At 45.1% G+C, this 25102-nt stretch carries 22 protein-coding genes; 8 read left to right on the top strand and 14 right to left on the bottom strand.

Annotation, left to right across the window (positions count from 1 at the left end):
- Window positions 1-8: 8 nt before the first annotated feature.
- Both JCM16456_RS07405 and hppD read right to left on the bottom strand, forming a co-directional pair.
- Window positions 9-1136, bottom strand: a complete 1128-nt coding sequence (locus tag JCM16456_RS07405) for a homogentisate 1,2-dioxygenase (protein ID WP_068713606.1) — start codon at window positions 1134-1136, stop codon at window positions 9-11.
- Window positions 1129-2202 (bottom strand): 4-hydroxyphenylpyruvate dioxygenase, encoded by a 1074-nt coding sequence (gene hppD, locus JCM16456_RS07400; RefSeq protein ID WP_068713605.1) that lies wholly within the window; start codon window positions 2200-2202, stop codon window positions 1129-1131. The genes JCM16456_RS07405 and hppD overlap by 8 nt, the downstream gene beginning before the upstream one ends.
- Before the next feature lie 402 nt (window positions 2203-2604).
- Between hppD and JCM16456_RS07395 the strand changes: the two genes are divergently transcribed.
- A complete protein-coding gene (locus JCM16456_RS07395) occupies window positions 2605-4062 on the top strand; it encodes an EAL domain-containing protein (protein WP_068713604.1) in 1458 nt (485 codons plus the stop codon).
- 34 nt (window positions 4063-4096) lie between these two features.
- On the opposite strand, the gene JCM16456_RS07390 is transcribed toward JCM16456_RS07395, so the two are convergent.
- The 7 genes from JCM16456_RS07390 to JCM16456_RS24445 form a co-directional block, all read right to left on the bottom strand.
- A complete protein-coding gene (locus JCM16456_RS07390; RefSeq protein WP_068713603.1) occupies window positions 4097-5521 on the bottom strand; it encodes a bifunctional NUDIX hydrolase/phosphatase PAP2 family protein in 1425 nt (474 codons plus the stop codon).
- Between the two features lie 76 nt (window positions 5522-5597).
- Entirely contained in the window at window positions 5598-6074 is a 477-nt protein-coding gene (locus JCM16456_RS07385; protein WP_068713602.1) for a GNAT family N-acetyltransferase, read from the bottom strand.
- Window positions 6075-6328: 254 nt separating this feature from the next.
- The gene (locus JCM16456_RS07380; protein ID WP_068713601.1) at window positions 6329-8224 is read right to left on the bottom strand and encodes a propionyl-CoA synthetase; all 1896 of its coding nucleotides are present in this window, start codon (window positions 8222-8224) and stop codon (window positions 6329-6331) included.
- 53 nt (window positions 8225-8277) lie between these two features.
- On the bottom strand, window positions 8278-9726 hold the full coding sequence (locus tag JCM16456_RS07375; protein WP_068713600.1) for a bifunctional 2-methylcitrate dehydratase/aconitate hydratase: 1449 nt from the start codon (window positions 9724-9726) through the stop codon (window positions 8278-8280).
- Window positions 9727-9794: 68 nt separating this feature from the next.
- Window positions 9795-10943: a bifunctional 2-methylcitrate synthase/citrate synthase gene (gene prpC / locus JCM16456_RS07370; RefSeq protein ID WP_068713599.1), complete on the bottom strand. Its 1149-nt coding sequence runs from the start codon at window positions 10941-10943 to the stop codon at window positions 9795-9797.
- Window positions 10944-10955: 12 nt separating this feature from the next.
- Window positions 10956-11867, bottom strand: a complete 912-nt coding sequence (gene prpB, locus JCM16456_RS07365; protein ID WP_068713598.1) for a methylisocitrate lyase — start codon at window positions 11865-11867, stop codon at window positions 10956-10958.
- On the bottom strand, window positions 11864-12124 hold the full coding sequence (locus JCM16456_RS24445; RefSeq protein WP_156430472.1) for a hypothetical protein: 261 nt from the start codon (window positions 12122-12124) through the stop codon (window positions 11864-11866). The genes prpB and JCM16456_RS24445 overlap by 4 nt, the downstream gene beginning before the upstream one ends.
- A gap of 366 nt (window positions 12125-12490) precedes the next feature.
- On the opposite strand from JCM16456_RS24445, the gene JCM16456_RS07355 reads away from it, so the two are divergent.
- The 7 genes from JCM16456_RS07355 to JCM16456_RS07325 all read left to right on the top strand — a co-directional run bounded on the left by JCM16456_RS07355 (window position 12491) and on the right by JCM16456_RS07325 (window position 19634).
- The gene (locus JCM16456_RS07355) at window positions 12491-13456 is read left to right on the top strand and encodes a tripartite tricarboxylate transporter substrate binding protein (RefSeq protein ID WP_068713596.1); all 966 of its coding nucleotides are present in this window, start codon (window positions 12491-12493) and stop codon (window positions 13454-13456) included.
- A gap of 124 nt (window positions 13457-13580) precedes the next feature.
- Complete coding sequence (locus JCM16456_RS07350; protein ID WP_068713595.1) at window positions 13581-14066, top strand: tripartite tricarboxylate transporter TctB family protein; 486 nt, start codon at window positions 13581-13583, stop codon at window positions 14064-14066.
- Window positions 14067-14080: 14 nt separating this feature from the next.
- The gene (locus JCM16456_RS07345; protein WP_068713594.1) at window positions 14081-15583 is read left to right on the top strand and encodes a tripartite tricarboxylate transporter permease; all 1503 of its coding nucleotides are present in this window, start codon (window positions 14081-14083) and stop codon (window positions 15581-15583) included.
- 134 nt (window positions 15584-15717) lie between these two features.
- Complete coding sequence (gene nfsB, locus JCM16456_RS07340) at window positions 15718-16371, top strand: oxygen-insensitive NAD(P)H nitroreductase (protein WP_068713593.1); 654 nt, start codon at window positions 15718-15720, stop codon at window positions 16369-16371.
- On the top strand, window positions 16371-16667 hold the full coding sequence (locus JCM16456_RS07335; protein ID WP_068713592.1) for a putative quinol monooxygenase: 297 nt from the start codon (window positions 16371-16373) through the stop codon (window positions 16665-16667). Before nfsB ends, JCM16456_RS07335 begins: the two co-directional genes overlap by 1 nt.
- 342 nt (window positions 16668-17009) lie before the next feature.
- Window positions 17010-17954, top strand: coding sequence for a LysR family transcriptional regulator (locus JCM16456_RS07330; protein WP_068713591.1), 945 nt, complete (start codon window positions 17010-17012; stop codon window positions 17952-17954).
- Between the two features lie 426 nt (window positions 17955-18380).
- Window positions 18381-19634, top strand: a complete 1254-nt coding sequence (locus JCM16456_RS07325; protein ID WP_068713590.1) for a dicarboxylate/amino acid:cation symporter — start codon at window positions 18381-18383, stop codon at window positions 19632-19634.
- Between the two features lie 183 nt (window positions 19635-19817).
- Here the strand turns inward: JCM16456_RS07325 and JCM16456_RS07320 are convergent, their stop codons facing one another.
- The 5 genes from JCM16456_RS07320 to JCM16456_RS07300 all read right to left on the bottom strand — a co-directional run bounded on the left by JCM16456_RS07320 (window position 19818) and on the right by JCM16456_RS07300 (window position 24973).
- Window positions 19818-20291 carry a DUF2947 domain-containing protein gene (locus tag JCM16456_RS07320; RefSeq protein ID WP_068713589.1) on the bottom strand — a complete coding sequence of 158 codons (474 nt, stop codon included), beginning with the start codon at window positions 20289-20291 and terminating at the stop codon, window positions 19818-19820.
- Between the two features lie 53 nt (window positions 20292-20344).
- Window positions 20345-20920 carry a ribosomal protein S5-alanine N-acetyltransferase gene (gene rimJ / locus JCM16456_RS07315; protein WP_068713588.1) on the bottom strand — a complete coding sequence of 192 codons (576 nt, stop codon included), beginning with the start codon at window positions 20918-20920 and terminating at the stop codon, window positions 20345-20347.
- Window positions 20920-22464 carry a transcriptional regulator TyrR gene (gene tyrR / locus JCM16456_RS07310; protein WP_068713587.1) on the bottom strand — a complete coding sequence of 515 codons (1545 nt, stop codon included), beginning with the start codon at window positions 22462-22464 and terminating at the stop codon, window positions 20920-20922. Before tyrR ends, rimJ begins: the two co-directional genes overlap by 1 nt.
- Before the next feature lie 113 nt (window positions 22465-22577).
- Window positions 22578-23597, bottom strand: coding sequence for a YcjF family protein (locus JCM16456_RS07305; RefSeq protein WP_068713586.1), 1020 nt, complete (start codon window positions 23595-23597; stop codon window positions 22578-22580).
- The gene (locus JCM16456_RS07300; RefSeq protein WP_068713585.1) at window positions 23594-24973 is read right to left on the bottom strand and encodes a YcjX family GTP-binding protein; all 1380 of its coding nucleotides are present in this window, start codon (window positions 24971-24973) and stop codon (window positions 23594-23596) included. The genes JCM16456_RS07305 and JCM16456_RS07300 overlap by 4 nt, the downstream gene beginning before the upstream one ends.
- Window positions 24974-25102 lie beyond the last annotated feature (129 nt).

The raw sequence follows: 25102 nt of genomic DNA, 5'->3' as shown, positions 1-25102 counted from the left end.
TCCTTAGATCAGCCAATTCGCCAACTGTTCACATAATCTTCAACTTCGATGTTTTTCGCATCTTGAGTAAATCTAAGTGCATTGCGCGTATCTATCATTACCGCCACCTCATCAATAAAAGTGGCAGGTTGAGTTTGTGCTTTTTGATACGCTTTAGGATGTGGACCATGCGTAAACCCAGCAGGATGAAAAGTCACCATGCCTGGATGAATATTATCGCGGCTAAAGAATTGCCCATGATGATAAAAAAGGACTTCATCATAATCATCATTACTGTGGTAAAACGGCACTTTTAGCGCCCTATCGTCAGATTCTACAGGGCGAGGCACAAAGGTACATACGACAAAACCATCAGCAACAAAAGTAGTGTGTGCCGAAGGAGGCAAATGATAGCGATGAGACATGAGAGGGCGAATATCACGCCAGTTGAGGCTCACGACACTTAAATCGCCATGCCATCCCACCGCATCAAGAGGGTTAAACGGATACGTGATGGTTGAAAGCGTATCACCCCGCTTAACCGATACATGAGTGGTTTGTTCACTGTATTGGTCACGAAAAGCATCATTGATAGCCGGCACGCGCAAGATGGCCGGATCAAAAATCGCATGATTACCGACCAAACCTTTATCAGGCAATCCAAAGCGCCCATTACTGTTTTCAACCATTAGAATGGCTAAAGATTGGCTTACATCGATGCGCCATAGCGTTCCTCGTGGGATCAAAACATAATCCCCTTGTGTCACCGTTAAATGCCCATAATCACAGTAGAACTCACCTTCACCGGCATGAATAAACAACAGTTCATCGCCATCAGCATTACGCACCAGCGTTTCCATTGACTGGCTTATCTGCCAAAAGCGAATTTTGCATTGGTCGTTGTGCAGTAAGGTAGGTACGCTCCAAGGAGAGCCCTGCAAGGCGCATTCTAACTTTGTAAAATCGAAGGCTCTTGGGCGTAAATCCCCTTGCCAATCACTCCAGCCAGTAGGTGCGTGACGATGATGAAAATGGCTCGCTGGACCATAAAATCCATCGCGACCCGCTTCTCTTTCAAAGGTTTGCTCTGGAAAGTCGGCGTGCGCTTGTTTAGAGCAGATCCCTTCTTGATGTGGATACCAAATTCGATTAGGCATTGTCGATCACCCCGCGGCGGACTTGATCCTCTTCAATCGATTCAAATAACGCGCGGAAATTCCCCTCCCCAAAACCGCTATTTCCTTTACGTTGAATGATTTCGAAAAAGACCGGGCCGATAACTGTTTCCGTAAAAATCTGCAGCAAAATGCCATCAGTTTCTGCATCTCCATCAATGAGGATATTGAGTGCTTTGAGTTGTTCAACATCTTCTTGGTGTGTACTAACACGTTTATCTATCTGCTCGTAATACGTATCAGGAGTAACCATAAAGCGCATGCCCAGTTTGCGTAAAGTCTTCACCGACTGATAAATGTTATTCGTGGATAGCGCAATATGTTGAATTCCCTCACCATTGTATTGACGGATAAATTCTTCTACCTGCGATTGATCATCGCGCGATTCATTAATTGGAATTCGAATTTTCCCGCATGGGGACGTCATTGCTCGGCTTAGAAGGCCGGTATATTTGCCTTCAATATCAAAATGGCGAACTTCACGAAAATTACCAATACGTTCATAAAACTCAGCCCATTCATCCATATGGCCACGCATGACATTATGAGTAAGATGATCCACACAAAGTAAACCAGTATTCACGGTCGCGAGTCGCTCCCGATAATCGGGATAAAACACAAAATCCACATCGTAGATAGAGTGTTCACCATAACGGTCAACAAAATAGATGACACTACCGCCAACACCTAAAATGGCAGGAATGTTGAGTTCCATCGGCCCTATTTCGCCCTTGTAGGCGCTGGCTCCATGATTACAGGCGTAATCAAAGGCTGTTGCAGCATCTCGTACACGAAACGCCATGCCACACACGGAAGGACCATGTATCGCCGCAAATTGCCGCGCTTGGCTGCGAGGATCGGCATTCACAATAAATTGAATTTCTCCTTGGCGATACAACCAAGCCTCTTTAGAGCGATGCTTGGCAATTTCAGCAAAGCCCATTTGGGTGAATAATTCTTTAAGTGAACTTATTTGTTCCGGAGATACTGCTGTATATTCAACAAATTCAAAACCATCGGTACCTAAAGGGTTTTCATCGAATTTCATTTTTAATACTCCTCACCGCTTCACTGTAATAAGGCTGGAAGAGAAGTGAGAAAAAAGAAACATTCCCACTGTATTTATTTACTCAGTGAATAAATACTAAATGGAAAAATTACTTTACAGTCACTCGATTGCATCCAATAAAATCATTATAAATCATATGGTTATTAATTTATCTTATTTCGAACACAACACAAAATATATCAACCAATCAAATGGAGCGTTAACTCTAATTAATGGTCATACCACTTAAGATGATAACTAAAAACATATTCAAACCCTTGGTTATGCATCATGTCTCGCTTATACTGCAATCCGACAAATTAGTTTCACAGATGAGACGAATGGATTCTAATGCTAATAAAAAAACCTACCGTTAGACACTTAATAGTCAAGCGGTTGCTTATGCTTTATCTTTTACCAATTCCTTTTTTGCTGTTACTTGGTTACCTTGAGTCGGTGAGTAGCATCCAAAATCAGCTTATTGGCATCGCACAGCAACGTGTGAACAACATTGATACATTCATAGAAAATATACATAAAACCAATCAATCGTTGTTGGCATACCCAATTAATTGTGACGAATTACATCAACAGTTTTTATTTGACTCCACAATTCGCGAACTCTTTTACGTAAAAAATGGAGAGATCGTTTGCTCATCCAAACGCGGGATTATGGAAAAAAACATCAAAAGTCGTCTTCACAATGGTCAGATGCGTACCATTGAGTTATTGGTGGATCTAATTTCCGCACCAGAGATTACAACGTTACTAATTGAAGATGCCAAACTTGATAATCCCGACATTGGGATCTTAACCCTCGTAAGCAGTGAGTATCTGCTGGAAAAGCTGCCGTTTCATACTGATGATCGTCTTAATGCAGTGCTACTTACTATTCATGATCGCACCCTTCCCATTGATGCAAAAGTAACCGAATCACGTTACACAGTTGTTTACGCCTCACATCACTACGGCTACACCTTAACTCTTACCCCTAGTTGGCGGTTTGTCGGTCAAAACCTGACCTTATACCTGTTCAGTGCACTGTTGCTTTCTTTGGTATTGTCGAGCATGGCACTACTGGGATTTTTATGGATGCGCCATCGCCATGATCTGGTAGAAGAGCTCAAACGTGGCCTACGCCGACATGAACTGTTTTTAGTTTATCAACCCATCGTAGCAAGTGACGATGGTACGCTTCATGGCTATGAATCACTAATACGCTGGTTTAACCCGAAGCATGGTTTTATCAGCCCAGAGCACTTTGTCAAAGTCGCAGAAAAAAGTGGCATTATTACGCGCTTAACGGAATATGTTCTAGAACAAGCGTGGGAAGATTGGAAAAACATGCCCGTGCAGACATCTCTGCATTTAAGCATTAACTTGCCACCAAGCTATCTTGAGCACTCAGATAATATTACTAACTTAAAAGAGTTCGCCTCTAAGTTTGCCACATTAGGTATTCAGCTAGTGGCAGAAATTACGGAACGTCAGTTACTGGAACAGCAAGGACAAAAAGTTCTTTCAGAATTACGCCAAGCCAAAGTACATATTGCAATTGATGATTTTGGTATTGGCCGAACAGCGCTATCTGTATTGCAAAATATTGAGTTCGATTATTTAAAAATAGATAAATGTTTTATTGATACGATAGGAATCGATTCAGGAAGTACGCCGGTGCTCAATTCCATTATTGACTTAGGACATCGCCTTGATGTGGATATGATTGCTGAAGGTGTAGAAACCCAAGCTCAGTCAGAGTATTTAAAAAAATTAGATGTGGGCTATCAACAGGGTTATTTACATTCGAGACCGATGGACATTGGCTCAGTGGTCGATCAACTGAAGAAAACTGTTGAGTAAAAGATCCGTTATCTGTGGAAGAAAAAATCGATGCTTACGCATCGATTTTTTTTGTTGTTATCCGCTGTAACCTACTCGTTAATTTGCTCACTTCAATTCCAAAATAACCGGTCATAAAAATAGTAGCAACCACTAGGTATTTAAGAATGTAAGTCAGCAAAGACCATGAACCACTCGACGTTACCAAGCTACTTAACCCCACCATGAGTTGGTAGCCGACAACCATTGCTATTGCAACGATCGCAGCGTAACGTATTGTGAATTCACGGTGATGATCTTTTGCTAACCACATACCAACGCTCACGGCAAACAATACTGCCGACCACGCGCGAAACTCGGGCGTTGGCCACATAAAAGTGAGTACCACATCAATCCCAAACAGCCCCAGCCATAAAGGGTAGCCATTGAGTAAACGGTTAAAATCAAATTCTGTACGCTGTTCTAGTTGATAAATGTTCCACGCCACAATCATACCTAAAATGCCGCCTAACCACATATCGGTGAGAAACGCGTTTCCAGCATAAAACTGCGCTAAGAACTGCCACGCTGTGATACCTAACAACACACTTAACCAATGTGGCCACTCAATACGATCACGCTCTTGCCATAAAAGGAACCCTGCACAGGTTAAAATCGCAGTGAGCACACTCGGTAGACTGTAACCGTAATCCGTGATTTTTTGTAAGGTAGGCAAATATACATAAGGTCTTGGACTGGCAAGAGCTTGTTGCAGTAGCAAACACACAATAGAAGTAAACGCCATACTGAAAAACAGTTTGAGTGCCACTTGTCTACTCAACCAAACAAACAAAAAGGGGAAGATAATCATCGCCACGATCGGACTGGCAAATGTATTCCCCATTAACAGTATGCCACTTGTCAACTTACCCAACCAATCGGGTAAGGCTGTTATCCAAGTTTGTACTGTCGCCATCCAATGCAATTCAACTTGGTTGGTCCACGGGGCGATCTGCATCAAATCTGTCACTGTTCGTGTTGGTTGTGAGCTTGCCTGATGGAAAAAGGAGGTAATCTGTGACCATTGTTTAGGGAAGCGATATTGCGAGCTATCAACTCGTTCTGGAGCAATCAACATCGCTCCAGAGGTTTCAATTCCATAATGTGGCGCTACCCAAATAGGTAAAGTGTGCCCGCCCAAATGGTTATCGGGAGCATAAACTAAGAGGTCAGATTGCCCAATACAATCAAAAACCACCGCAGTATCGGTGTAACCTAATATCTGACCGACCTCTACGACCATGCCAGTCTCTTCCCAAGTTTCGCGTTGCGCTGCCTGAGGGGCCGTTTCACCCGCTTCAATAACGCCACCGGGTAAAGAGAGCTTTTGAGTAATGATCTCTTTTGTTATCACCAATTTATCATCGGCACGAATTAAACAGAGCGCACCGGGACGTGCTTCACTGGAAGGCGCCACTTCACCAGCTTGCACTGCCGTCATGCTACACCAGAGCATTAGACTAAAAAAAACAAAGAACAAACGCTGAAACACGTATAGTTACCTACTTATAAGCCAATTATTTAATTGACTTTCTTAACCAATGAATATGTTGCGTAAAGCCCATATCCTGATAAAAATCTTGTGCGCCAGTATTAAAATCCCATACTTCAACAAACAGCTGTGTCACTCCATATTCTCGCATTGTCTTTTCCAAACGAGCACACAGTGTGCTGGCGACCCCTTTACTTCGGTATTCAGGTACCACATATAACTCATCAATACTGCCCATCAACACAGGTTTGCTCACCGTTGAAACAAGCTCACAAAAATGTCCGGTCGCAAAACCAACCACATTACTGTTAACTAAAGCGACATACACTAAGCATGTAGGATCGTCCAAATAACGAGCGATGCTTTTTTCCTGTTCAATCTCCTCGGCTGTTTTAAAATGCTCAGGGCACGCGTGGTGATGCTCATCATGAAGAGCAAACATCAGATCATTTAACTGTTCTAAATGTTGCGCTTGAGCACTTTTAAAATCGATTTGCGACATGATGTGTGGTGACGCTCAATACTTATAATGAGTAAAGATTTTATAAGATACTCAACGAAAAAACATCCTATTATTAGGCAATTCTATGCGCTAGCTGCCAAGTTTAGACATTGGTTTGACGATATTTAAATCAAATATTGAACGGTGTGCATAAAACCAAATAGTGACAGCGTCACTTTTATAACACTGTCATGAGAGTAGAATAGAACTTGATCTGTACTCGTTGATGAAACGCTGACTTCTGCATCTTCTCGTCATTTGGGTATGTCGGCATAACTCCCCAACTGAGCTATCAGTTCATCCAAACTTGTTGGGTCATCAATCGTAGAAGGAATAACAACCTCTTCACCATCGGCGATTTGTCTTATTGAACGACGCAGTATTTTCCCCGAACGCGTCTTAGGTAGGCGTTTAACCACAATGGCGTGTTTAAAACACGCTAAAGCGCCTATCGAACCACGAACTCGCGCAACCAACTCTTGCTCCAAAAGTTCATCGTCCATATTCATGCCATCCTTCAGCACCACTAAACCCAGCGGCAACTGACCTTTTAACTCATCATGAACGCCTACCACCGCACATTCGGCAACAGCGCTGTGCTCACCTAAAATCGCTTCCATTTCCCCGGTCGATAAACGATGACCTGCCACGTTTATCACATCGTCCATGCGCCCCATGATAAACAAATAGCCTTGTTCATCACGGTACCCACCATCACCAGACACATAATAGCCAGGGAACGGGTTTAAATATCCGCTCTCAAACCTTTCGTGATCTCCCCAAATAGTCGGTAAACAGCCAGGAGGCAACGGTCGTTTTAACGCAACATATCCTTGAACATAGCTCGTGACCGACTTTCCTTGCTCATCGAGTATTTCAACATGAAACCCCGGCATAGGTTGCGTTGCAGACCCAGGTTTAGTGGGCAGTTCTTCAATACCGAGTGGATTAGAAGCAATCGCCCACCCCGTTTCGGTCTGCCACCAGTGATCCACTACCCGCTTATGGGTGACATCTCGCACCCAATCATAGGTCGCAGGATCGAGCCGTTCGCCCGCCATAAATATGGTGTCAAGTGCCGACAAATCATAAGGTTGAACGTAATTTCCCTCTGGGTCTTCTTTTTTAATCGCACGAAACGCTGTGGGAGCGGAAAACAGCACATTGACTTTGTGTTCTGCACATACGCGCCAAAAAGCGCCTGGATCGGGTGTTTTTACCGGTTTACCTTCATACAGCAAGGTCGTACAACCATGAATCAGTGGTGCGTAGACGATATAGGAATGCCCTACAACCCATCCCACATCCGACGCAGCCCAAAACACCCCATCTCGCGGTTGGTTGTACACCGCCGTCATGGAATATTTGAGTGCCACTGCATGTCCACCATTGTCACGCACCACCCCTTTGGGTTTGCCGGTGGTGCCTGATGTATAAAGGATATAAAGCGGATCGGTTGCGAGCACTGGCACACAGGCGTGTGGCAGTGCTTTAGCGATGGCATGATGCCAATCAACATCGCGCTGCGGGTGGATATCACATGGTTGTTCTTTACGCTGCAGTACCACTACTTTATTTGGCTTATGCCGACTTTCTAAGATGGCTCGATCCACGAGTGGTTTGTAATTGATGATTTTATTGATCTCCAACCCACATGACGCAGTGAGAATCACTTTAGGCTCCGCATCCTCGATACGAATCGCCAGTTCGTTGGGCGCAAACCCACCAAACACCACAGAATGAATAGCCCCGAGCCGAGCACAAGCCAACATGGCCATGGCGGCCTCTGGCACCATGGGCATATAAATGATCACACGATCACCCTTTTTAACGCCCAAATTGGCGAGCATACCCGCCACTCGCGCGACATGATCTCTTAACTGCAGATAAGTGAATGTTTGCTTAGTAGAAGTAAATGGTGAGTCGTAAATAAGGGCGGTATGTTCTCCTCGCCCTTGCTCACAGTGGTAATCCAAAGCTAACCAACAGGTGTTCATAACCCCATCACTAAACCAGCGTTCAATTCCCAAACTATCGGGTTGCATGGCTATGGTCGGTGGATGAAACCAATCAATTTTCGATGCTTGCTCCAGCCAAAATCCGGCAGAGTCCGCTTGCGCTCGGATAAATTCTCGCTCATAAGTGAACATGGTTGCCTCCATTCCTCTTTATGATTTGATATCGCTTTTTGACTTATGTCCGCCTAGTTCATCGCCCACTGGTGCATGAATTCATGAACTGCTAGTACTCCAAACTGGGGTGACTGACAAAGAGCAAGTAAGGAATTCGCGCGGCGTGCTGGGTAGCGCGTACGCAAATTGCGTTCAAACTTACTCAACAACACCGGAATTCCCTCTGCACGGCGAGCGCGATGGCCGATAGGGTATTCAACGGCGACTTTTTCAGTAGCACTACCATCGCTAAAGACCACTTTTATGGCATTGGCTATCGACCGTTTTTCTGGAGCTAAATAGTCTTGGCTGTAACCTTTGTCTTCTGTAATCACCATTTTTTGGCGTAACGCATCAATTCGGGCATCTTGCTGATGGAAATCATCTTCATAATGTTCAGCCACCAGATCGCCATACAACAAAGGCACCGCAATCATGTATTGCAAGCAGTGATCTCGATCAGCAGGGTTGGCTAACTCGCCCACTTTGGAAATAATTCGAATGGCGGACTCATGCGTTGTGACTTCAATACGATCAATCTCATCTATGCGATCTTTGACCAAGGGGTGAAGTTTAACCGCACATTCCACTGCTGTCTGAGCATGAAATTCCGCTGGATAGGAGAGCTTAAACAACACATTTTCCATAACATAACTTGCAAACGGCCGGTCAACAGAAAATGCATGCCCTTTAAATAACACATCGTAATAGCCCCATTTGGGCGCACTCAATACCGTAGGTATGCCCATTTCACCTTTCATGGTGATCATGGCCAGTCGTACCGCCCGTGATGTTGCATCCCCAGCAGCCCAAGATTTTCGCGAGCCGGCGTTGGGTGCATGACGGTAGGTACGCAGTGCTCCACCGTCGGCCCACGCTTGAGATAACGCATCCACAATCTGATCTCGAGAACCACCAAGCATGTGAGTCACAACAGCTGTTGATGCCACACGAACCAACAATACATGGTCTAGCCCGACTCGGTTAAAACTGTTGTTTATTGCTAAAACCCCCTGTATTTCATGGGCTTTTATCATTGCCACCAGCACATCTTGCATGGTGAGAGGCGCCTTACCGTTAGCAACCGCAGTTCGACTTTGATAATCAGCAACCGCCAAAATGGCACCTAAATTATCTGAGGGGTGCCCCCACTCAGCGGCTAACCACGTATCATTAAAATCAAGCCAACGAATCATACAACCAATATTGAAAGCCGCCGTAACCGGGTCCAGTTCATAAGCGGTTCCGGGAACTCGAGCGCCATGTAACACTTGAGTGCCAGGCACCAAGGGTCCCAAATGTTTGGTACATTCAGGGAAACGCAGCGCCAATAAGCCACACCCCAAGGTATCCATTAAACAATGTTGCGCGGTTTGCAAGGCAAGCGGCGACGTTATAGGTACATTCGCCACATAATCGGCAATCGCCACCAATAATTGATCCGGTGCTTGACGTTCATTCACATCAACGTTGAGACTCATAACCACTCCTTTACTTTACGATGTAATACGCGCTGAATTAACGGTGCCTAATCTTGTTGTTTACAGCCCTAACCCCGTTGATCAATCGGCAGCCATTCCCTTGCTTCTGGCCCCTCATAGTCTGCACTTGGTCGAATAATACGGTTATTGGCCCTTTGCTCCATAACGTGAGCGCCCCAACCCGTTAAACGGCTCATGACAAAGATGGGGGTAAACAATTCCGTAGGAATCCCCATAAAATGGTAAGCAGAGGCATGGAAAAAATCGGCGTTACAAAACAGGCCTTTCTCGCGCTTCATCACTTGCTCAACTCGTTCTGAAACAGCAAACAGGACATCGTCACCGACCGACTGCGCGAGCTGTCGTGACCACTCCTTGATGATCACGTTACGCGGGTCACTTTCACGATAGATAGCGTGACCAAAGCCCATGATCTTTTCTTTGGCGGCTAACATTGCGAGTAAACCGGATTCAGCTTCCGACGGGGTCCGCCATTGGGCGAGCATCGCCATGGCTGCTTCATTTGCTCCGCCATGTAGCGGGCCGCGCAATGTACCAATGGCAGCGGCCACACAAGAGTGAATGTCCGATAAGGTTGACGCACACACACGTGCGGCAAACGTCGATGCGTTGAACTCATGTTCAGCGTAGAGAATCAGCGAACAATGCATCACTTGGCGAAATTCTGCACTTGGCGCTTCATCTTTTAACAGTTTTAAGAAATAACCACCCAGCGTGCGCTCACTCCGATCGAAGGTATCAATTCGCACACCATGATGAACATAGCGAAACCAATAACAAATCATGGCAGGAAACGTCGCAAGCATTCGCTCTAACGCCCGATTTTGCTCAGCAAAACTCTGCTCTGTTTCCAAACAACCCAGCGCAGAGCAACCAGTGCGCATCACATCCATCGGATGACTATCGGCAGGTAATCGTTCCAGCACCTCACATAATGCGTTAGGTAAACCACGCAATTCGAGTAATCGTTCTTCGAACGCGTTCAACTCTTGTTTGTTGGGCAGGTGGCCTTTAAAGAGTAAATGTGCAACTTCCTCAAAGCTGGCGTACTGGGCAAGATCGGAGATGTCATAACCACGATAAGTTAAGCCCGTCCCCGATTTACCAACGGTACAAAGCGAGGTTGAACCCGCGCTTTGACCACGCAACCCTGCTCCACCAAGCGTTTTATCAACAACAGATTTGGATTGTGACATGGGTCTTTGCTCCTATGATTTCTTGGCATCCGAGTGTAAAAAGAGTTCGTCCAGTTTCTCTTCATATTGGTGATAACCCAGATGCTGATAAAGCTCAGTGCGAGTTTGCATGGCACCTAACAAGGCTTGCTGATGCTCATGGTCAAGTAGATGTTGATAAACGGTTTCGGCAGCTCGATTCATGGCACGAAAAGCACTCAAAGGATAAAGAGCCATCGACACTTGTGCGCTTGCTAACTCGGAGCGCGAGAACAGAGGTGTCTGACCAAATTCGGTGATGTTGGCGAGAATAGGAATTTTACGTCCCAACTCGGTGTGCAGTGTCGCTTCAAGTTGCTGATACTGTTTTAGCTCGACAAATGCCTCGGGAAACAACATGTCTGCCCCCGCCTCTACATAGGCAATACAACGCTCAATGGCGGCATCCATCCCTTCACTCGCTAACGCATCAGTACGTGCCATAATAACAAACTGGTCATCTTGTCGTGCATCAACGGCAGCTTTAATTCGGTCCACCATTTCACTAGATGGCACAATTGCCTTATTCGGGCGATGACCGCACCGTTTTTGTGCCACTTGGTCTTCAATATGCACCGCTGCCGCGCCCGCCTTTTCAAGTGCTCGAATGGTTCGTGCAATATTGAAAGCGCCACCAAACCCTGTATCAATATCGACCAATAACGGCAGTTGGCATGATTGGGTAATACGATCTACATCAATCAACACATCATTTAACGTGGTAATCGCTAAATCGGGTAAGCCATACGAGGCATTCGCCACGCCCGCACCAGACAGATAGATCGCGTGGTGACCAACGTGTTCTGCCATCATCGCCGTGTAAGCATTAATGGTTCCCACAATAGGTAATGGCTGATGTTGTTGTACTGCCTGTCTAAAACGCTGTCCTGCTGATTCCATGGTCATAGGCTCCATACAGATGACGAGAGAGTGTTGGGTATACTGCGATAACGTGGAGATTGATACATGCGCAGTAAACGGTAAAGTTGGTCACACAACAGCCGTTTTTTCGGCCCGTTGCGGCTGGTTTGGATAACTGGGATGTGAAAGTCATCAATCCCTTGCTGACGAAAGTAACGAGCACCCTGCACGGGCTGACCAAGTTTTGTTTTCCATAACATCATTGGCTCAAAGGTAACGTAAATTAGTTTTACATTAGCCACCTCTAAACTATATGCCTAGAAAATTGACGCCAATTTAGACCAATGTCTAGCGAGCTTCGATAAGCCCAAAACCCAACATAAGGTTAAGCGACTGAAAGAATGGCATTTACTCTCTTAGAATCATCAATATGTCATCTAATAGCGTAAAATGGGTTAGACAATTGTCGATAATGGCGACAGCTCGCAAGTGATTTGGCAATTTAATCATGGAAAGTGAATCGCCACATTTTATGAAAAATAATCCTTTAGGGTTCTTGGCTTAACATTTATTTAACCTAAACTCTTCTTAAACACCGCGCTAGGTTGATAACAACGATTACAACAGGTGAATTGGCTTTTTTTGTTCAACTACATAGGACAAGACCAATGTTGAAGCGATTAACGTTATTGCTGGTATCAATGCTGACTACTGTTTCGTTTTCTATTAGCGCTCAACCTGTAGCCTCAGTGCACTTCCTCATACCCGGTGGTGCCGGCGGGGGCTGGGATATGACAGCTCGCGGCACGGGCGACGTATTGTTAAACGCAGGATTAGCAGAAAAAGTCTCGTTTCAAAACTTGTCAGGTGGTGGAGGCGGAAAGGCTATCGCGCATTTAGTCGAAACTGCCGAACGTCAAGAAAACACGTTAATGGTGAACTCCACTCCGATTGTGTTGCGGTCTCTAGCTGGCGTATTTCCTCAATCATTTCGCGACTTAACCCCTGTGGCAGCGACGATCTCAGATTTTGGAGCATTTGTGGTGGCGGCTGATAGCCCCTATCGCACTTGGAATGACGTAGTTAAGGCTTTTAAAAAGAATTCTCGCTCTATCAAAGTTTCCGGCGGTTCGGCCCGCGGTAGCATGGATCATCTTGTGGCGGCGGCAGCCTTCAAAGGACATGGACAAGACCCCAGAGAAGTGCGCTATATCGCTTACGATGCTGGTGGCAAGGCTTTAGCTGCACTGCTTTCTGGAGAAACTCAATTGCTGTCTACAGGCTTTAGTGAAGTGGTACAGCTAGCGAAAAGCGGCCAAGTACGGATCCTTGCTATCACTGCTCCAAACAGAGTTGCTGTCGCGCCAAACATCCCAACACTGAGTGAATTTGGCAACCAGTTTGTTTTCGCTAACTGGCGAGGTTTCTTTGCTGCACCAGGTGCTGATAGTGGCCAAGTTGACGCCTGGGTAGATATGTTAAAAGCAATGTACGCAACCCAAGAGTGGCAACAAGTACGCGATCGAAATGGTTGGATAGATTCATTCAAAGCCAAAAAAGATTTCGAACAGTTTCTGTATAGCCAAGAAGATGAAATGCGAGCACTCATGCAAGATTTAGGGTTCTTACGTTAACCACTAAGTTGTTAATCGCCCTGGTCTATCTTCAGATAACCATCACCAAATACTCCCACCATGTTTCAATTCATGGTGGGCCTTAAAACGCTGACATTCGTCTGTTTCGAGAAGGAAAGACACTATGCCAGATTCACCGCCGCACTTTATTTCTTTCATTAATCGTGACCGAGTCGCGGCTCTACTGTTTTTACTTTTGTGTCTCTACTATCGCTGGCAAACAGAGAATATCATGATGATTCCCGGCGACGAATTTGAACCCTTCACAGCGCGTACCGTGCCTAAATTTCTCGCTTACACCGGTATTATGCTCTCCTTGCTATTGCTTTTTTCACGCTCAGATAAACAACAGTTGAGCACGCCATTTTGCCTTCATTGGCCAAGGCTTATTGGGTTTGTGATGTTAATGCTTTTGTATGGTTGGGGCCTCAGCTATCTAGGTTTTATCCTAGCCACCAGCCTGTTTTTGATGTTTGGTTTCTATTTATTGGGTGAACGGAGGTCGACCGTTTTATGGGGAGCTTCGTTCCCTTTTGTCACAGCCTTCTACTGGCTATTGACCCACGGACTGGGCGTCTATCTTGAGTCCGGTTTGATCTTTCAGCCATAAGAAGGAGTAAGACGATGCTCGACGGTATTTTGCAAGGGTTACTCACCGCTTCCACTCCGATCAATCTAATGATGGTTACGCTAGGCTGTTTTGTGGGTACCTTTATCGGTATGTTACCTGGGCTTGGCCCCATATCAGCCATCGCATTGATGTTGCCAATCACTTATGGCATTGATCCTTCCTCAGGTCTCATCTTAATGGCTGGTGTGTACTATGGCGCTGTATTTGGCGGATCGACCTCATCAATTCTCATCAATGCACCAGGCTGTTCTTCTACGGTTGTCACCGCATTTGACGGCTACCCAATGACGTGCAAAGGACAATCAGGGAAAGCATTAGCACTCGCCGCTTATGCTTCTTTTACTGGCGGCACGTTGTCAGCAATCATGTTACTGATTGCCGCCCCTGCACTAGCTAAGGTTTCACTTAGCTTTCAATCTGCCGACTATTTTGCCTTAATGCTACTGGGTTTGTCTGCGGTAGCGGCTTTCGCTGGCAAAGGACAAGTATTAAAAGCGTGGATGATGGCCATCTTCGGCTTAATGATCTCCACTATTGGCATTGATAAAGGTGTCGGTGTTGAACGCTTCACATTTGGTATCAATGACTTAATGGATGGATTTAGCTTTTTATTATTGGCCATGGCGACATTTGCGATGTGTGAAACGCTGATAAGTTTAATGCAGCCTAGCCAACACCCCGTTCAAGTCGACAACGACATACAACATATCACCAGTACCAAAGTGACCGGAGAAGAAATACGCGAAGTCGCTCCGGTAGCCGTTCGCTCTTCCTTATTAGGATTTATCGTTGGCATATTGCCGGGCGCAGGGGCAACCATAGCAGCATTTTTAAGTTATGGGCTAGAGCGACACATAGCCAACGACGAACAACAAAAAGCTTTCGGCAAAGGGTCGATTAGAGGACTCGTCGCGCCGGAAGCGGCAAACAATGCCGCCTCAAGTGGTTCGTTTGTACCACTGCTGACCTTAGGCATTCCGGGATCAGGCACCACTGCCATCATGCTTGGAGCGCTCATTGCGTATGGCATTCAGCCAGGTCCCCAGATGTTCCATGAACACCCTGAGGTATTCTGGTCGGTTATCATCTCTATGTATTTGGGTAATGTGCTTTTGCTGGTGCTTAACTTACCCCTCATTCCCTACATTGCTCGTATACTTATGGTGCCACGTACCGTATTACTGCCTATGGTACTGTTCTTCTCCATGACTGGGGTCTATTTGGTGTCGTTTAATACCATGGATATCTACGTCATGGTTGCGATGAGTATCATCGCTTTGGCTTTACGCTGGGCTCATTTTCCATTAGCCCCCCTACTATTAGGATTCATTTTGGGCGGCTTAATGGAAGAAAACCTACGTCGTGCATTGATGATTTCCGATGGTGAGCTTAACTTTTTATGGGACAGACCAATAACGCTCTGCTTTACCATAGGCGCACTGCTTATTGCATCTTCTCCAATCATCAAAGGCCTCATTTATCGTTGTAAAAAATGATTACCTCGTTGAAACGAGGTAATCACCCCGATCGTTTTTCAAATATTATTTGAAAGTGATTTTAATAACACCGCTTTTTCTATGGATATTCCTCAGGTAAGGTGTGAGCCTAATCTACCACTAAGGATGTATTCATGGATATCACTGCACACGCTAAAGCGCGCTATTCAACTAAAGCTTTCGATTCATCAAAACGCTTGAGCGACGAGCATGTACAAGCCATTAAAGAACTAGTACGTCTTAGCCCTTCAAGTGTAAATTCACAGCCATGGCACTTCGTGCTGGCCAGCACAGAAGAAGGCAAACAAACCATCGCTAAATCTGCAGCAGAAAACTACGTATTTAATGAAGCAAAAATCCTTAATGCTTCTCACGTGTTAGTGCTGTGTGCCAAGACCAATATCGACAACGACTACTTGCTGAAAGTACTGGATTTGGAAGATAAAGCGGGCCGCTTTGCAACTGAAGAAGCAAAACAAGGTGGCCATAACGGTCGTTCATTCTTCACAAATATGCACCGCTACGATCTAAAAGACGAAAAACATTGGATGGAAAAGCAGGTATATATTGCACTTGGTACACTCTTGCTTGGTGTTTCTACCATGGGTGTTGATGCTGTGCCAATTGAAGGTTTCGATGCAAAAGTACTCGATAATGAATTAGGCCTACGTGAAAAAGGCTACACCAGTTTGGTTATCGTGCCGCTTGGCTATCACAGTGAACAAGATTTCAATGCGAAATTACCAAAAGCTCGTTGGGCTGAAGAAGACGTAATTACGGAGATCTAATGGCGACCGTGCATGTATTTGCCGAGATTAAGGCGAACGAAGGTTATGAAAATGAATTGGAAAAAGCACTGTGTGGGTTGCTCGAACCCTCGCGCGAAGAGTTAGGTTGCTGCCAATTCGAACTGTATCGTGACAAAACCGTTTCCGATGTGTTTATCCTGCAAGAAATATGGATTTCACAACGTTCTTTGGATTTGCATATGGAATCGGATCATTTTCAGTCTTTCTTAACATCCATTCAAGAAAATCAGTGGGTTGAATACATCACTCCGCGCACGCTTAACTTCTTAGGCTAATCGTCTATTGACTTAGGATTAGACTAAATCACTGTTCCTAAATGTAGGTCATTTAGGCAAATGCTAAACGCAGACTCGCATAAACCCATCCATGGGGCTCCTCTTTGCCATCCTTGGCAAAGAGGGTCTGCTTATCAGCATCTGCCCGATGAATCACACTGGAGCATAATTAGGTACCGTTATTTAGACATCAACTAGGTTAAGATAGATACCGCAGTACGCGTAAGGGTGTATCTTAATCGAGATGTCAGTTTAGGGCGAATGACCAATTTGGTGATTCGCCCTTTTCTTTTACGCTTCAATATGATGAGATCACATCTCCGCCCCAAACGAGATGACCTTATGAAAGCGCTGAATGACCTGTATATTTTTGTTGAAACGGCCAAACACGGCAGTTTTTCAAACGCAGCTCTTGCATTAGAGGTCACCCCTGCCGCGATTAGTGCTGCCATTAAACGCCTTGAAACACAGCTTGATGTGGCCCTTTTTATCCGTTCTACTCGAAGTTTACGCCTGACTAGTGAAGGTGAAATGCTGCTTGATAAAGCAACGGTTGGCTTAAAATCCATTCAAGAGGGAATTGACCAAATCTCCCAGGCTCAGGGCGAAATTGGTGGCAATATCGTTATGTCGGCCCCTTCAGATTTTGGACGCAACCTGCTCCTTGGATGGCTAGATGAGTTCTCAGACATTTACCCCAATATTACGGTTAACTTGGAACTCGCCGACAGCGTTAGTAACCTCTACAATCAGCCAATAGATATTGCTATTCGTTACGGTGTTCCGCCAGATTCTCGCTTGGTTGCTCTACCGCTCTGCCCTCGCAACCGTCGTATTGCCTGTGCAGCACCTAGTTATCTAGAAAAACGCCCACCAATCCGCGAGCCGAATGACCTACTTGAACACAATAGCCTCTGTTTTCAATTAACCAATACCATGGACAACCACTGGTCATTTATCCGCAATGGTGATTCACAAACGGTTTCCGTCAAAGGCAACTTTACTGCTAATGATGGTGATGCCGTTCATCGCTGGGCATTACTGGGCAAAGGGGTGATCTATAAGTCTATTTTGGACACCGCTAATGATATTAAAACTGAGCGCCTAAAACCTATCTTACTTGATTGGGAAACCGAGCAATGCCCCGTTTATATGGTGTGCGTCGATCGACGAGTACTCAATCCAACCACCAGTGCTTTACATCAATTCCTAAAAGGAAAGTGTGAGCAACATTTACAAGAAGTAGAACGGTATTTAACTCAACACCACTATTCTCAAATTGCCTAACGTGACACCGATGTAACTCAACGCGAGTAATTACGTGTGATAGACAGGCACCAAATAGCCAATTAATTGCATAAATAATCAAATTTTCTTTACTGACGGTTGTTAAACACTGCTCTGACCAGTAATTTTTTTCAATCAATCAAAAGGTTAAATTTTGGTAATCGGCTCCACTCTTGGTACCGATTTCACAATATCGCACAATACTTATATTTATCAAAAAAAACTTAATAGATTGATATTTATTACTTTTTATTGCGTTCTTATGCGTACAAACAGTTAATTTATTTTTAACTAAATTAGCACAATATCACATTGCCATTTTTATCTGAGCCAGCATAACCCTCTGCGATACTTTACGTATCTAAGCTTTTATTGTGTAATCGGCCTCTTAATTATTTCATGACTTTGACTTTAACGGACTAAAAAATGGACAACACCCCTTCTTCTACCCAACGTGGACCTTGGGCACGCCTAGCATTATGGAAAAAAATTCTTATCGGTATGGTACTTGGTGTCATCGTCGGTGCAGTAATGGGACCCGATGCCGCACTGCTTAAACCCATTGGCACACTGTTTATTAATGCGATCAAAATGTTGATCGTTCCCCTTGTATTCTGTTCATTAGTTGTGGGTATCACCTCAATGAAAGATACACGCAAAATGGGACGTATTGGTGGTAAAGCTCTGCTGATTTATATGCTAACAACAGCTGTCGCAATTGCGGTTGGTCTTGGGTTATCTGCAGTTATTCAACCAGGCGCTGGGTTAAATATGACCGCAACTCACGCAGTTGATTCAAAAGATGCGCCAGCACTGGTGCAAACCCTGCTGAGCATGATTCCACAAAACCCGATTAAAGCCCTAGCAGCGGGTAATATTCTGCAGATCATCGTGTTTGCAATCGGTTTGGGTGTGTCACTTGTTCTGATTGGCGAAGAAAAAGCGGCGCCAGCGGTAAAAGTGTTTAATAGCTTAGCCGAAGCCATGTACAAGCTAACTGAGATCGTAATGGCATTTGCTCCATACGGTATTTTCGGTTTGATGGCTTGGGTTGCTGGTACTTATGGTTTAGACGTACTACTGCCTTTAATTAAAGTCATTGGTGCCGTTTATCTAGGTGCTGTGATTCTGATTACCGTATTCTATTCTGGTGTGTTAACTGTTATTGGTCGCTTAAATCCAATGCGCTACCTGAAAGGCATCACCAACCCAGCAGCCGTTGCATTTACTACATCAAGCAGTTCAGGCACTTTGCCAGCAACGATTAAAGCATCACGCCAAGAAATGGGTGTATCGGAAGGTGTATCAGGCTTCGTATTGCCACTAGGCGCCACTATTAACATGGACGGCACTGCCTTGTATCAAGGGGTGTGTGCACTCTTTATTGCGCAAGCCTTCGGGGTTGACCTTTCAACCGCGGATTACCTCACTATCATTTTGACAGCAACACTTGCATCTATTGGTACAGCAGGCGTTCCAGGTGCTGGCCTTATCATGTTGTCATTAGTGTTAAGTACCGTTGGTCTTCCGATCGAAGGTCTAGCTATCGTGGCAGGCATCGACCGTATCTTGGATATGGCTCGTACAACAGTGAACATTTGTGGTGACATGATGGTCGCTGTTCTTGTAGCCAAAAGCGAAGGTGAACTTGACCAAGAAGTGTATGACGCTCAATCATAATGCTCTGAGTGAAGCCCTCAATTAAATGAAAATAGCCAACCTAAAGGGTTGGCTATTTTTTGGAGCAAAAAACCACTAATCGCGCTTTTTCAAAGGGTAACGATAATTCAGAGGGTAACAAAAAAGTCGCTATCAATAGACAGCGACTTTTTACAAAGCTAAAACGTGTTATTTGGAGCGTATCTAATCGTGAGAGCCCAGTTTTACTTTACCGTCAGAGTGGAACCATAATGCTTCTTTGCGACGTCGGGCAAGCAGAATCGGCCCATCATCGTAAAACAAAAAGTTCTTCCAATGGCGTTTAAATATATGCCATTTAGTTTCAACCACATTGTATTTTTCATAACAAAAGTACACGGTAACGTCATCTTGCCATTCTACGTGTTCAAGCACGGCCGCTGGCATTTCCGGATCATCACTTTCCCACTCAGCCATCCAGTCCACTTCGTCTTGCCAAGCCTCCTTCTTACGAGGCCAATCAGAGGAACTTAGACGCTCTGAATCAGGACTTTGTGCACTGACATGATCTTTCCAAAACTGCGCAGCACGCTGAGCAGACATAGGTTTTATTTGCTCCAAATCCTCTTGAGGAACGGGCATTGATTGGTGTGTGAAAATCCACTTTCTTTGGTATTGATCCAAAGGCAAATACGACATGAAGTGTCCTTTAAACTCTAGGTCAGCCGATACCGGCTGCTTAATCTATTATTCTAACCACGCCAATTAGGATTGATAAGTGCTGTCATATTATGATCAGCCCATTCACCATTGATCAAAAGGTAGGACTTAGCCATGCCTTCATACTCAAAGCCTAACCGCTGAAGTACCGCTTCACTGCGCCCATTGTGCGGCATATAACAAGCGCAAACCCGATGCATATTGTGAATCCGAAACATATAGTCACAAGCCATTTTTAGTGCTTTTGTCATCACCCCTTTGCCCTGTGCTGATTCGGCCAACGAGTAACCTACCGTGCAAGAATGCATTGGGAAGCGCACCAAATTACTAAATGAAATAGTACCTAACATTTTACCACTTTCCGCTTCAGTAATAAGCAGATAATACCCCAACATCATTTTGTGCAGTTCGCGTAACTTGGTTAAGCGTTGATACCAGCCATAGTGTGTATAAAACTCTTCATCGCGGGCAGGTTCCCACGGTTTTAAAAAGTCTCTATTTTCCACAAAATAGCTGCAGATAAGCTCCGCATCAGCAAGGTCTGCACTGCGCAGAACGATCTCTCCATCGCGCTCATACACTTGAGTTGGTGTACTGGTTATCTCCATTAGTGTTTCCTGATTCCATATTCTCGCAATTTATTGGCAATCGAGGTATGCGATACATCAAGACGTTTCGCCAATTTTCGGCTAGACGGAAAAGATTGATAGAGTCGATCCAACACTTGAAACTCATAATCTTTCATAATTTCATCTAACGAGCCATCCAATTTTATGCTCGCATTACCACTATTGATTTGTTCCATCTGTGGTAAGTGGAACTGACTCACGCTTAATGGTTCATCTTGAACTTCGGTTAATGCTCTAAGCACCATATTATCAAGCTGACGCATATTACCTGGCCACTGGTATTGAACCAACTGATCCAATAAATCATCTGCCAAGCGAGGTCGTGACATACCCAATTTATGGCTATGTTTTGCTACAAATAATTCCAGTAACGGCTGGATATCACTCGGCCGTTCACGTAATGGTGGAATACGCAGCGTTAACACATTAAGTCGGTAATAAAGGTCTTCCCGAAACTGTCCCGATTCGGCCAACACATCAAGCTGGTGACGCGTTGAAGCAATCACACGAACATCGACATGCATTTCGTGCTCTTCACCCACTCGGCGGAAAGTACCGTCTTGCAAAAAGCGCAGTAACTTAATCTGTAAGTGCGGGCTCATCTCGCCTATTTCATCAAGGAAGACAGTGCCACCATTCGCCTGTTCAAAGATACCTTTAGATCCAGACTCATGATTGAATGAACCGGGAGCGTGGCCAAACAACTCAGTTTCAGCAACATCGTCAGGCATCGAAGCACAGCTCAACACCAAAAATGGATTATCACTCCGATCAGAACGGTTATGACAAGCGCGTGCAAGCATCTCTTTACCCGTGCCCGTTTCCCCTTCAATCATTAAAGGTTGATCAAGCGTGGAGAGCTTTTTCGCTTGGTTAATTAACGTTTTATGTCGATTAGAAACCCCAACGAAATGCTCAAAGCCTAAATTTGAATGCAGCGGAACATCATCAAACGGATAGGTCGATGGTTTAAACGCACGAATGATCATCATCGCACTGGCGAGAGTGGATTCTTTCGACTCACCAGTAATGTAAACCGGCATCACCTCGAGGGTGTAATCCAGACCATCCAGCACAATTTGATCGCGAGAACGCGCCTTGCTACCTTCAATCCAACGGGTAAAGTTGAACGATGGGACTAAGTTAGAAATCTGCTGACCGATCATTTGGGTCGATGTTTGATTAAACAAACTCAACGCGCTTTGGTTTGCCATATCGACCGCGCCTTTAAGGTTAATGGCAAGCACGGAATCTGGTAGGTTATTGAGCAGAGAAATAAGCTCAGTGTTATGACGTTCCATCGGCATAAACTGAATTTTACGCACGTCTTTAACGCCTGAGATACGGCGAATCTCCCCCATCAGCTCACTGAATGTCTCAAAATCGATATCAGGACAGTTGAGGTAAATGATCCCAATCACATCAATTTCGATACCTCGTAAATCAATGTTTCTTGAGGCAAGAATATCTAATAGCTCGCGCGTTAAGCCGAGCCGGTCTTCACAAATGACTTCAAGACGCACTTCGTTCTATCCTAATAAAAAGTGTCACGAAAAGTTGACAGTAGTTTCTATCAACCCCGTGACAGCGTCAAGTAATCTCTTCTTTCTCTTAACTTTTACCGCAAATTTGTCAGCTATTTCACGCTTAATGCTGCAATTTTAGTCAAGATATGTTTGCGAACTTCACCCAACTTCACACGGCGACTTTCAGCCCAAGGTAAAGGACGCAGTAACGTCATTGATTTAATCCCTAAGCGAGCGGTTAAAATACCCACCCCAATACCCTGCCCTGCACGTGCAGATACTTTCGCGGCTAGATCCATTGACATAAGATCCATCCCTGCATCCATGACCATCTCGCTTGCGCCTGCCGCTGCCATATTCATTAGCACAGCTTTGAATAGTTTAAGACGCGACCAGTAGCCAAGTTCAACTCCATAGAGATGAGCAAGCTGGTCAACCATACGCAGGCTTCGCCAGCCCACCAACAACATATCAGCCATCGCCAAGGGGCTAACGGCAACCAGTGTAGCAGCTTCAGTCGCGTAACGAGTTACAATAGAAAGTGCTTTTTGGTCTTGCTCAGCGACCACCATCGCATCATAAAGTTCGATCACTTCGGCATCTGAATGACTCGAATTCAAGGTATTTTGCCAACGCGAAAAACCTGCACTTTTTTCACTCACTTGCCCAGCGGCAGCAATGGCACGACAAAAGCTTTCCCCTTCGCCCACACGATTTTCATTAATAATCACTTCCGCTTGTTCTTGCACAGAAAAGTGATTTTTTAAACGCTTGAGCTTGATGACTTCACGACCTAAAGCACCAATACCACCTGCGGCTATTAAGGAAATAAAGCCTGTCCATCCCAACGAAAGCCAATCGCCTTGATTGAAGGACGTCACGACCGAATCGACCGCTTGCAATGCAACTAGGCCGGTAAAACCAGTCAGTAATGCGGTCACTTTCCACAAACGTCCCGATTTAGGACGAATCACCTCTTCAAGTTCGACTTCAGGTTCATCTGCCACTTCTTCTGGAGTGACTGCGATAAATTGCTGATTATCCTGAAACGCCTGCTTTGCGGTGAGTTGTTGTTGGGTATCGGTATGCAACGGTTCTTTGAAGATCGCTTTGCCTTTGTATTCGCTCATCGCAGTTTGTCTCCTAAAAGGATTTCCAATGCCTTATCCACGCGAATATGGGCCAAAGGATCATCACTGTCGGTCGTCAATGGTTTGAACTGAGTAAAATCAAATTGATGGCGTTGCCAATAATCGGGATCAGGCAATTTAGCCGGAACGTCTCCTGGGTAAAGGGTAAGAGTTTCACCGGCTAAGGTGGTCCCTTGAATCGCCGACTGTTTACTGTCGCCTTGCGCGATAAAACCCGATTGCGTTGCACGCACTGATGCCATGCTAATGCAACTCATCTCAATATTCTCATAAGCTGCATGTTGCCAAGCAGGATGGACCATCTGCTGAAGCAAACTCACCAAATTGGCATGTTGGTCTGGCGTGACATGATCAGCTTTAGTCGCGGCAAAAAGTACTTTATCAATTTTTGGTGAGAACAAGCGGCTCAATAGTCCGGTTCGACCGTAACGAAAACTGTGCATTAACTGCTCAATAGCACTGCGCATATCCATAAAGGAGTCGAAACCTGCATTCAAAGGTGATAAGCAATCGACTAACACAATTTGCCGGTCGAACGTAGAAAAATAATGACGATAGAACTTTCGTACCACTTGTTGTTGATACTCTTTAAAACGAGCAATCAATAAATCGAGAAAACTGCCGCGCACAACCTTCTCAGGATCAAAATCGTGGTGTACTGGGAAAAACTGCAATACGGGCGCCCCCGCCAACTCGCCAGGCAGCACAAAACGACCCGGTTGAACCCAGTGTAATCCCGCATCTTTACAGCGATGTAAGTAGGTAGTGTATTGCGCAGCCACATCCGCTAACACTTGCTCATTGGCTTCTTGTTGCAGGTCAATCACATTAAGTTCATCAAGCCACTCCTTCGCCAACGCTTGACGCTGACCATGCAAGGCATGAAACTGCTGCTGACTCCATTGTTTAAAATCCATATCCAATAGCGGCAAATCAAGTAACCATTCGCCAGGATAATCAATGATATCAAGATACAAGGTAGCCGAAGAGCCCAGTAAACGTTTCGTACGGCGCTTTGGACGATAACGAATCGCTAACCTTATTTCACTGACGTCTTTGGTGGGCAAAGGCCATTCTGCAGGCTTTTGATAGAGCTTTTCACTCGCTTCATCGTAAGCAAAACGTGGCACCATTAGGTTAGTTTGCGGCACTCGGCGAGCACCGATTAAACGTTTATCACGAGCACACGCAAGTAGTGGTAAATTATCATGGCTCGCGCTGTTTAATAGCTGATTGACAAGTGACGTGATAAACGCGGTTTTCCCCGCACGTGATAACCCAGTCACCGCCAAACGGACATGTGAATCCGTTGTCCGATGCATCAGTTGTGTCACTTCATGACCAATCGACTTCATTTACACCACTCCTAACCAACCAAAATATTCCCCTTTCAAAGCGAAGGTCGCTTATCCGTTATTTTATCGGGGGAAGAAATACACTACATTAAGTAATATTAATATTAGATGAACGATAAGCCTCTCATA

The sequence above is a fragment of the Vibrio tritonius genome (genome assembly GCF_001547935.1).
Taxonomy (GTDB): Bacteria; Pseudomonadota; Gammaproteobacteria; order Enterobacterales; family Vibrionaceae; genus Vibrio; species Vibrio tritonius.
Note: the sequence above shows the minus strand (reverse complement) of the source record. Positions and strands in the feature narration are given on the sequence as shown.

Bases quoted from the DNA above. Each gene is read 5' to 3' on its own strand.
- JCM16456_RS07300 (WP_068713585.1), bottom strand. From the start codon at position 24,973: ATGAAGTCGATTGGTCATGAAGTGACACAACTGATGCATCGGACAACG.
- JCM16456_RS07305 (WP_068713586.1), bottom strand. From the start codon at position 23,597: ATGAGCGAATACAAAGGCAAAGCGATCTTCAAAGAACCGTTGCATACC.
- JCM16456_RS07385 (WP_068713602.1), bottom strand. From the start codon at position 6,074: ATGTCGCAAATCGATTTTAAAAGTGCTCAAGCGCAACATTTAGAACAG.
- JCM16456_RS07330 (WP_068713591.1), top strand. From the start codon at position 17,010: ATGAAAGCGCTGAATGACCTGTATATTTTTGTTGAAACGGCCAAACAC.
- JCM16456_RS07350 (WP_068713595.1), top strand. From the start codon at position 13,581: ATGCCAGATTCACCGCCGCACTTTATTTCTTTCATTAATCGTGACCGA.
- JCM16456_RS07390 (WP_068713603.1), bottom strand. From the start codon at position 5,521: ATGACGGCAGTGCAAGCTGGTGAAGTGGCGCCTTCCAGTGAAGCACGT.
- JCM16456_RS07405 (WP_068713606.1), bottom strand. From the start codon at position 1,136: ATGCCTAATCGAATTTGGTATCCACATCAAGAAGGGATCTGCTCTAAA.
- nfsB (WP_068713593.1), top strand. From the start codon at position 15,718: ATGGATATCACTGCACACGCTAAAGCGCGCTATTCAACTAAAGCTTTC.
- prpC (WP_068713599.1), bottom strand. From the start codon at position 10,943: ATGTCACAATCCAAATCTGTTGTTGATAAAACGCTTGGTGGAGCAGGG.
- JCM16456_RS07355 (WP_068713596.1), top strand. From the start codon at position 12,491: ATGTTGAAGCGATTAACGTTATTGCTGGTATCAATGCTGACTACTGTT.
- JCM16456_RS07380 (WP_068713601.1), bottom strand. From the start codon at position 8,224: ATGTTCACTTATGAGCGAGAATTTATCCGAGCGCAAGCGGACTCTGCC.
- hppD (WP_068713605.1), bottom strand. From the start codon at position 2,202: ATGAAATTCGATGAAAACCCTTTAGGTACCGATGGTTTTGAATTTGTT.
- JCM16456_RS07395 (WP_068713604.1), top strand. From the start codon at position 2,605: ATGCTTTATCTTTTACCAATTCCTTTTTTGCTGTTACTTGGTTACCTT.
- JCM16456_RS07375 (WP_068713600.1), bottom strand. From the start codon at position 9,726: ATGAGTCTCAACGTTGATGTGAATGAACGTCAAGCACCGGATCAATTA.
- JCM16456_RS07345 (WP_068713594.1), top strand. From the start codon at position 14,081: ATGCTCGACGGTATTTTGCAAGGGTTACTCACCGCTTCCACTCCGATC.
- rimJ (WP_068713588.1), bottom strand. From the start codon at position 20,920: ATGGAGATAACCAGTACACCAACTCAAGTGTATGAGCGCGATGGAGAG.
- JCM16456_RS07320 (WP_068713589.1), bottom strand. From the start codon at position 20,291: ATGTCGTATTTGCCTTTGGATCAATACCAAAGAAAGTGGATTTTCACA.
- JCM16456_RS07325 (WP_068713590.1), top strand. From the start codon at position 18,381: ATGGACAACACCCCTTCTTCTACCCAACGTGGACCTTGGGCACGCCTA.
- JCM16456_RS07335 (WP_068713592.1), top strand. From the start codon at position 16,371: ATGGCGACCGTGCATGTATTTGCCGAGATTAAGGCGAACGAAGGTTAT.
- prpB (WP_068713598.1), bottom strand. From the start codon at position 11,867: ATGACCATGGAATCAGCAGGACAGCGTTTTAGACAGGCAGTACAACAA.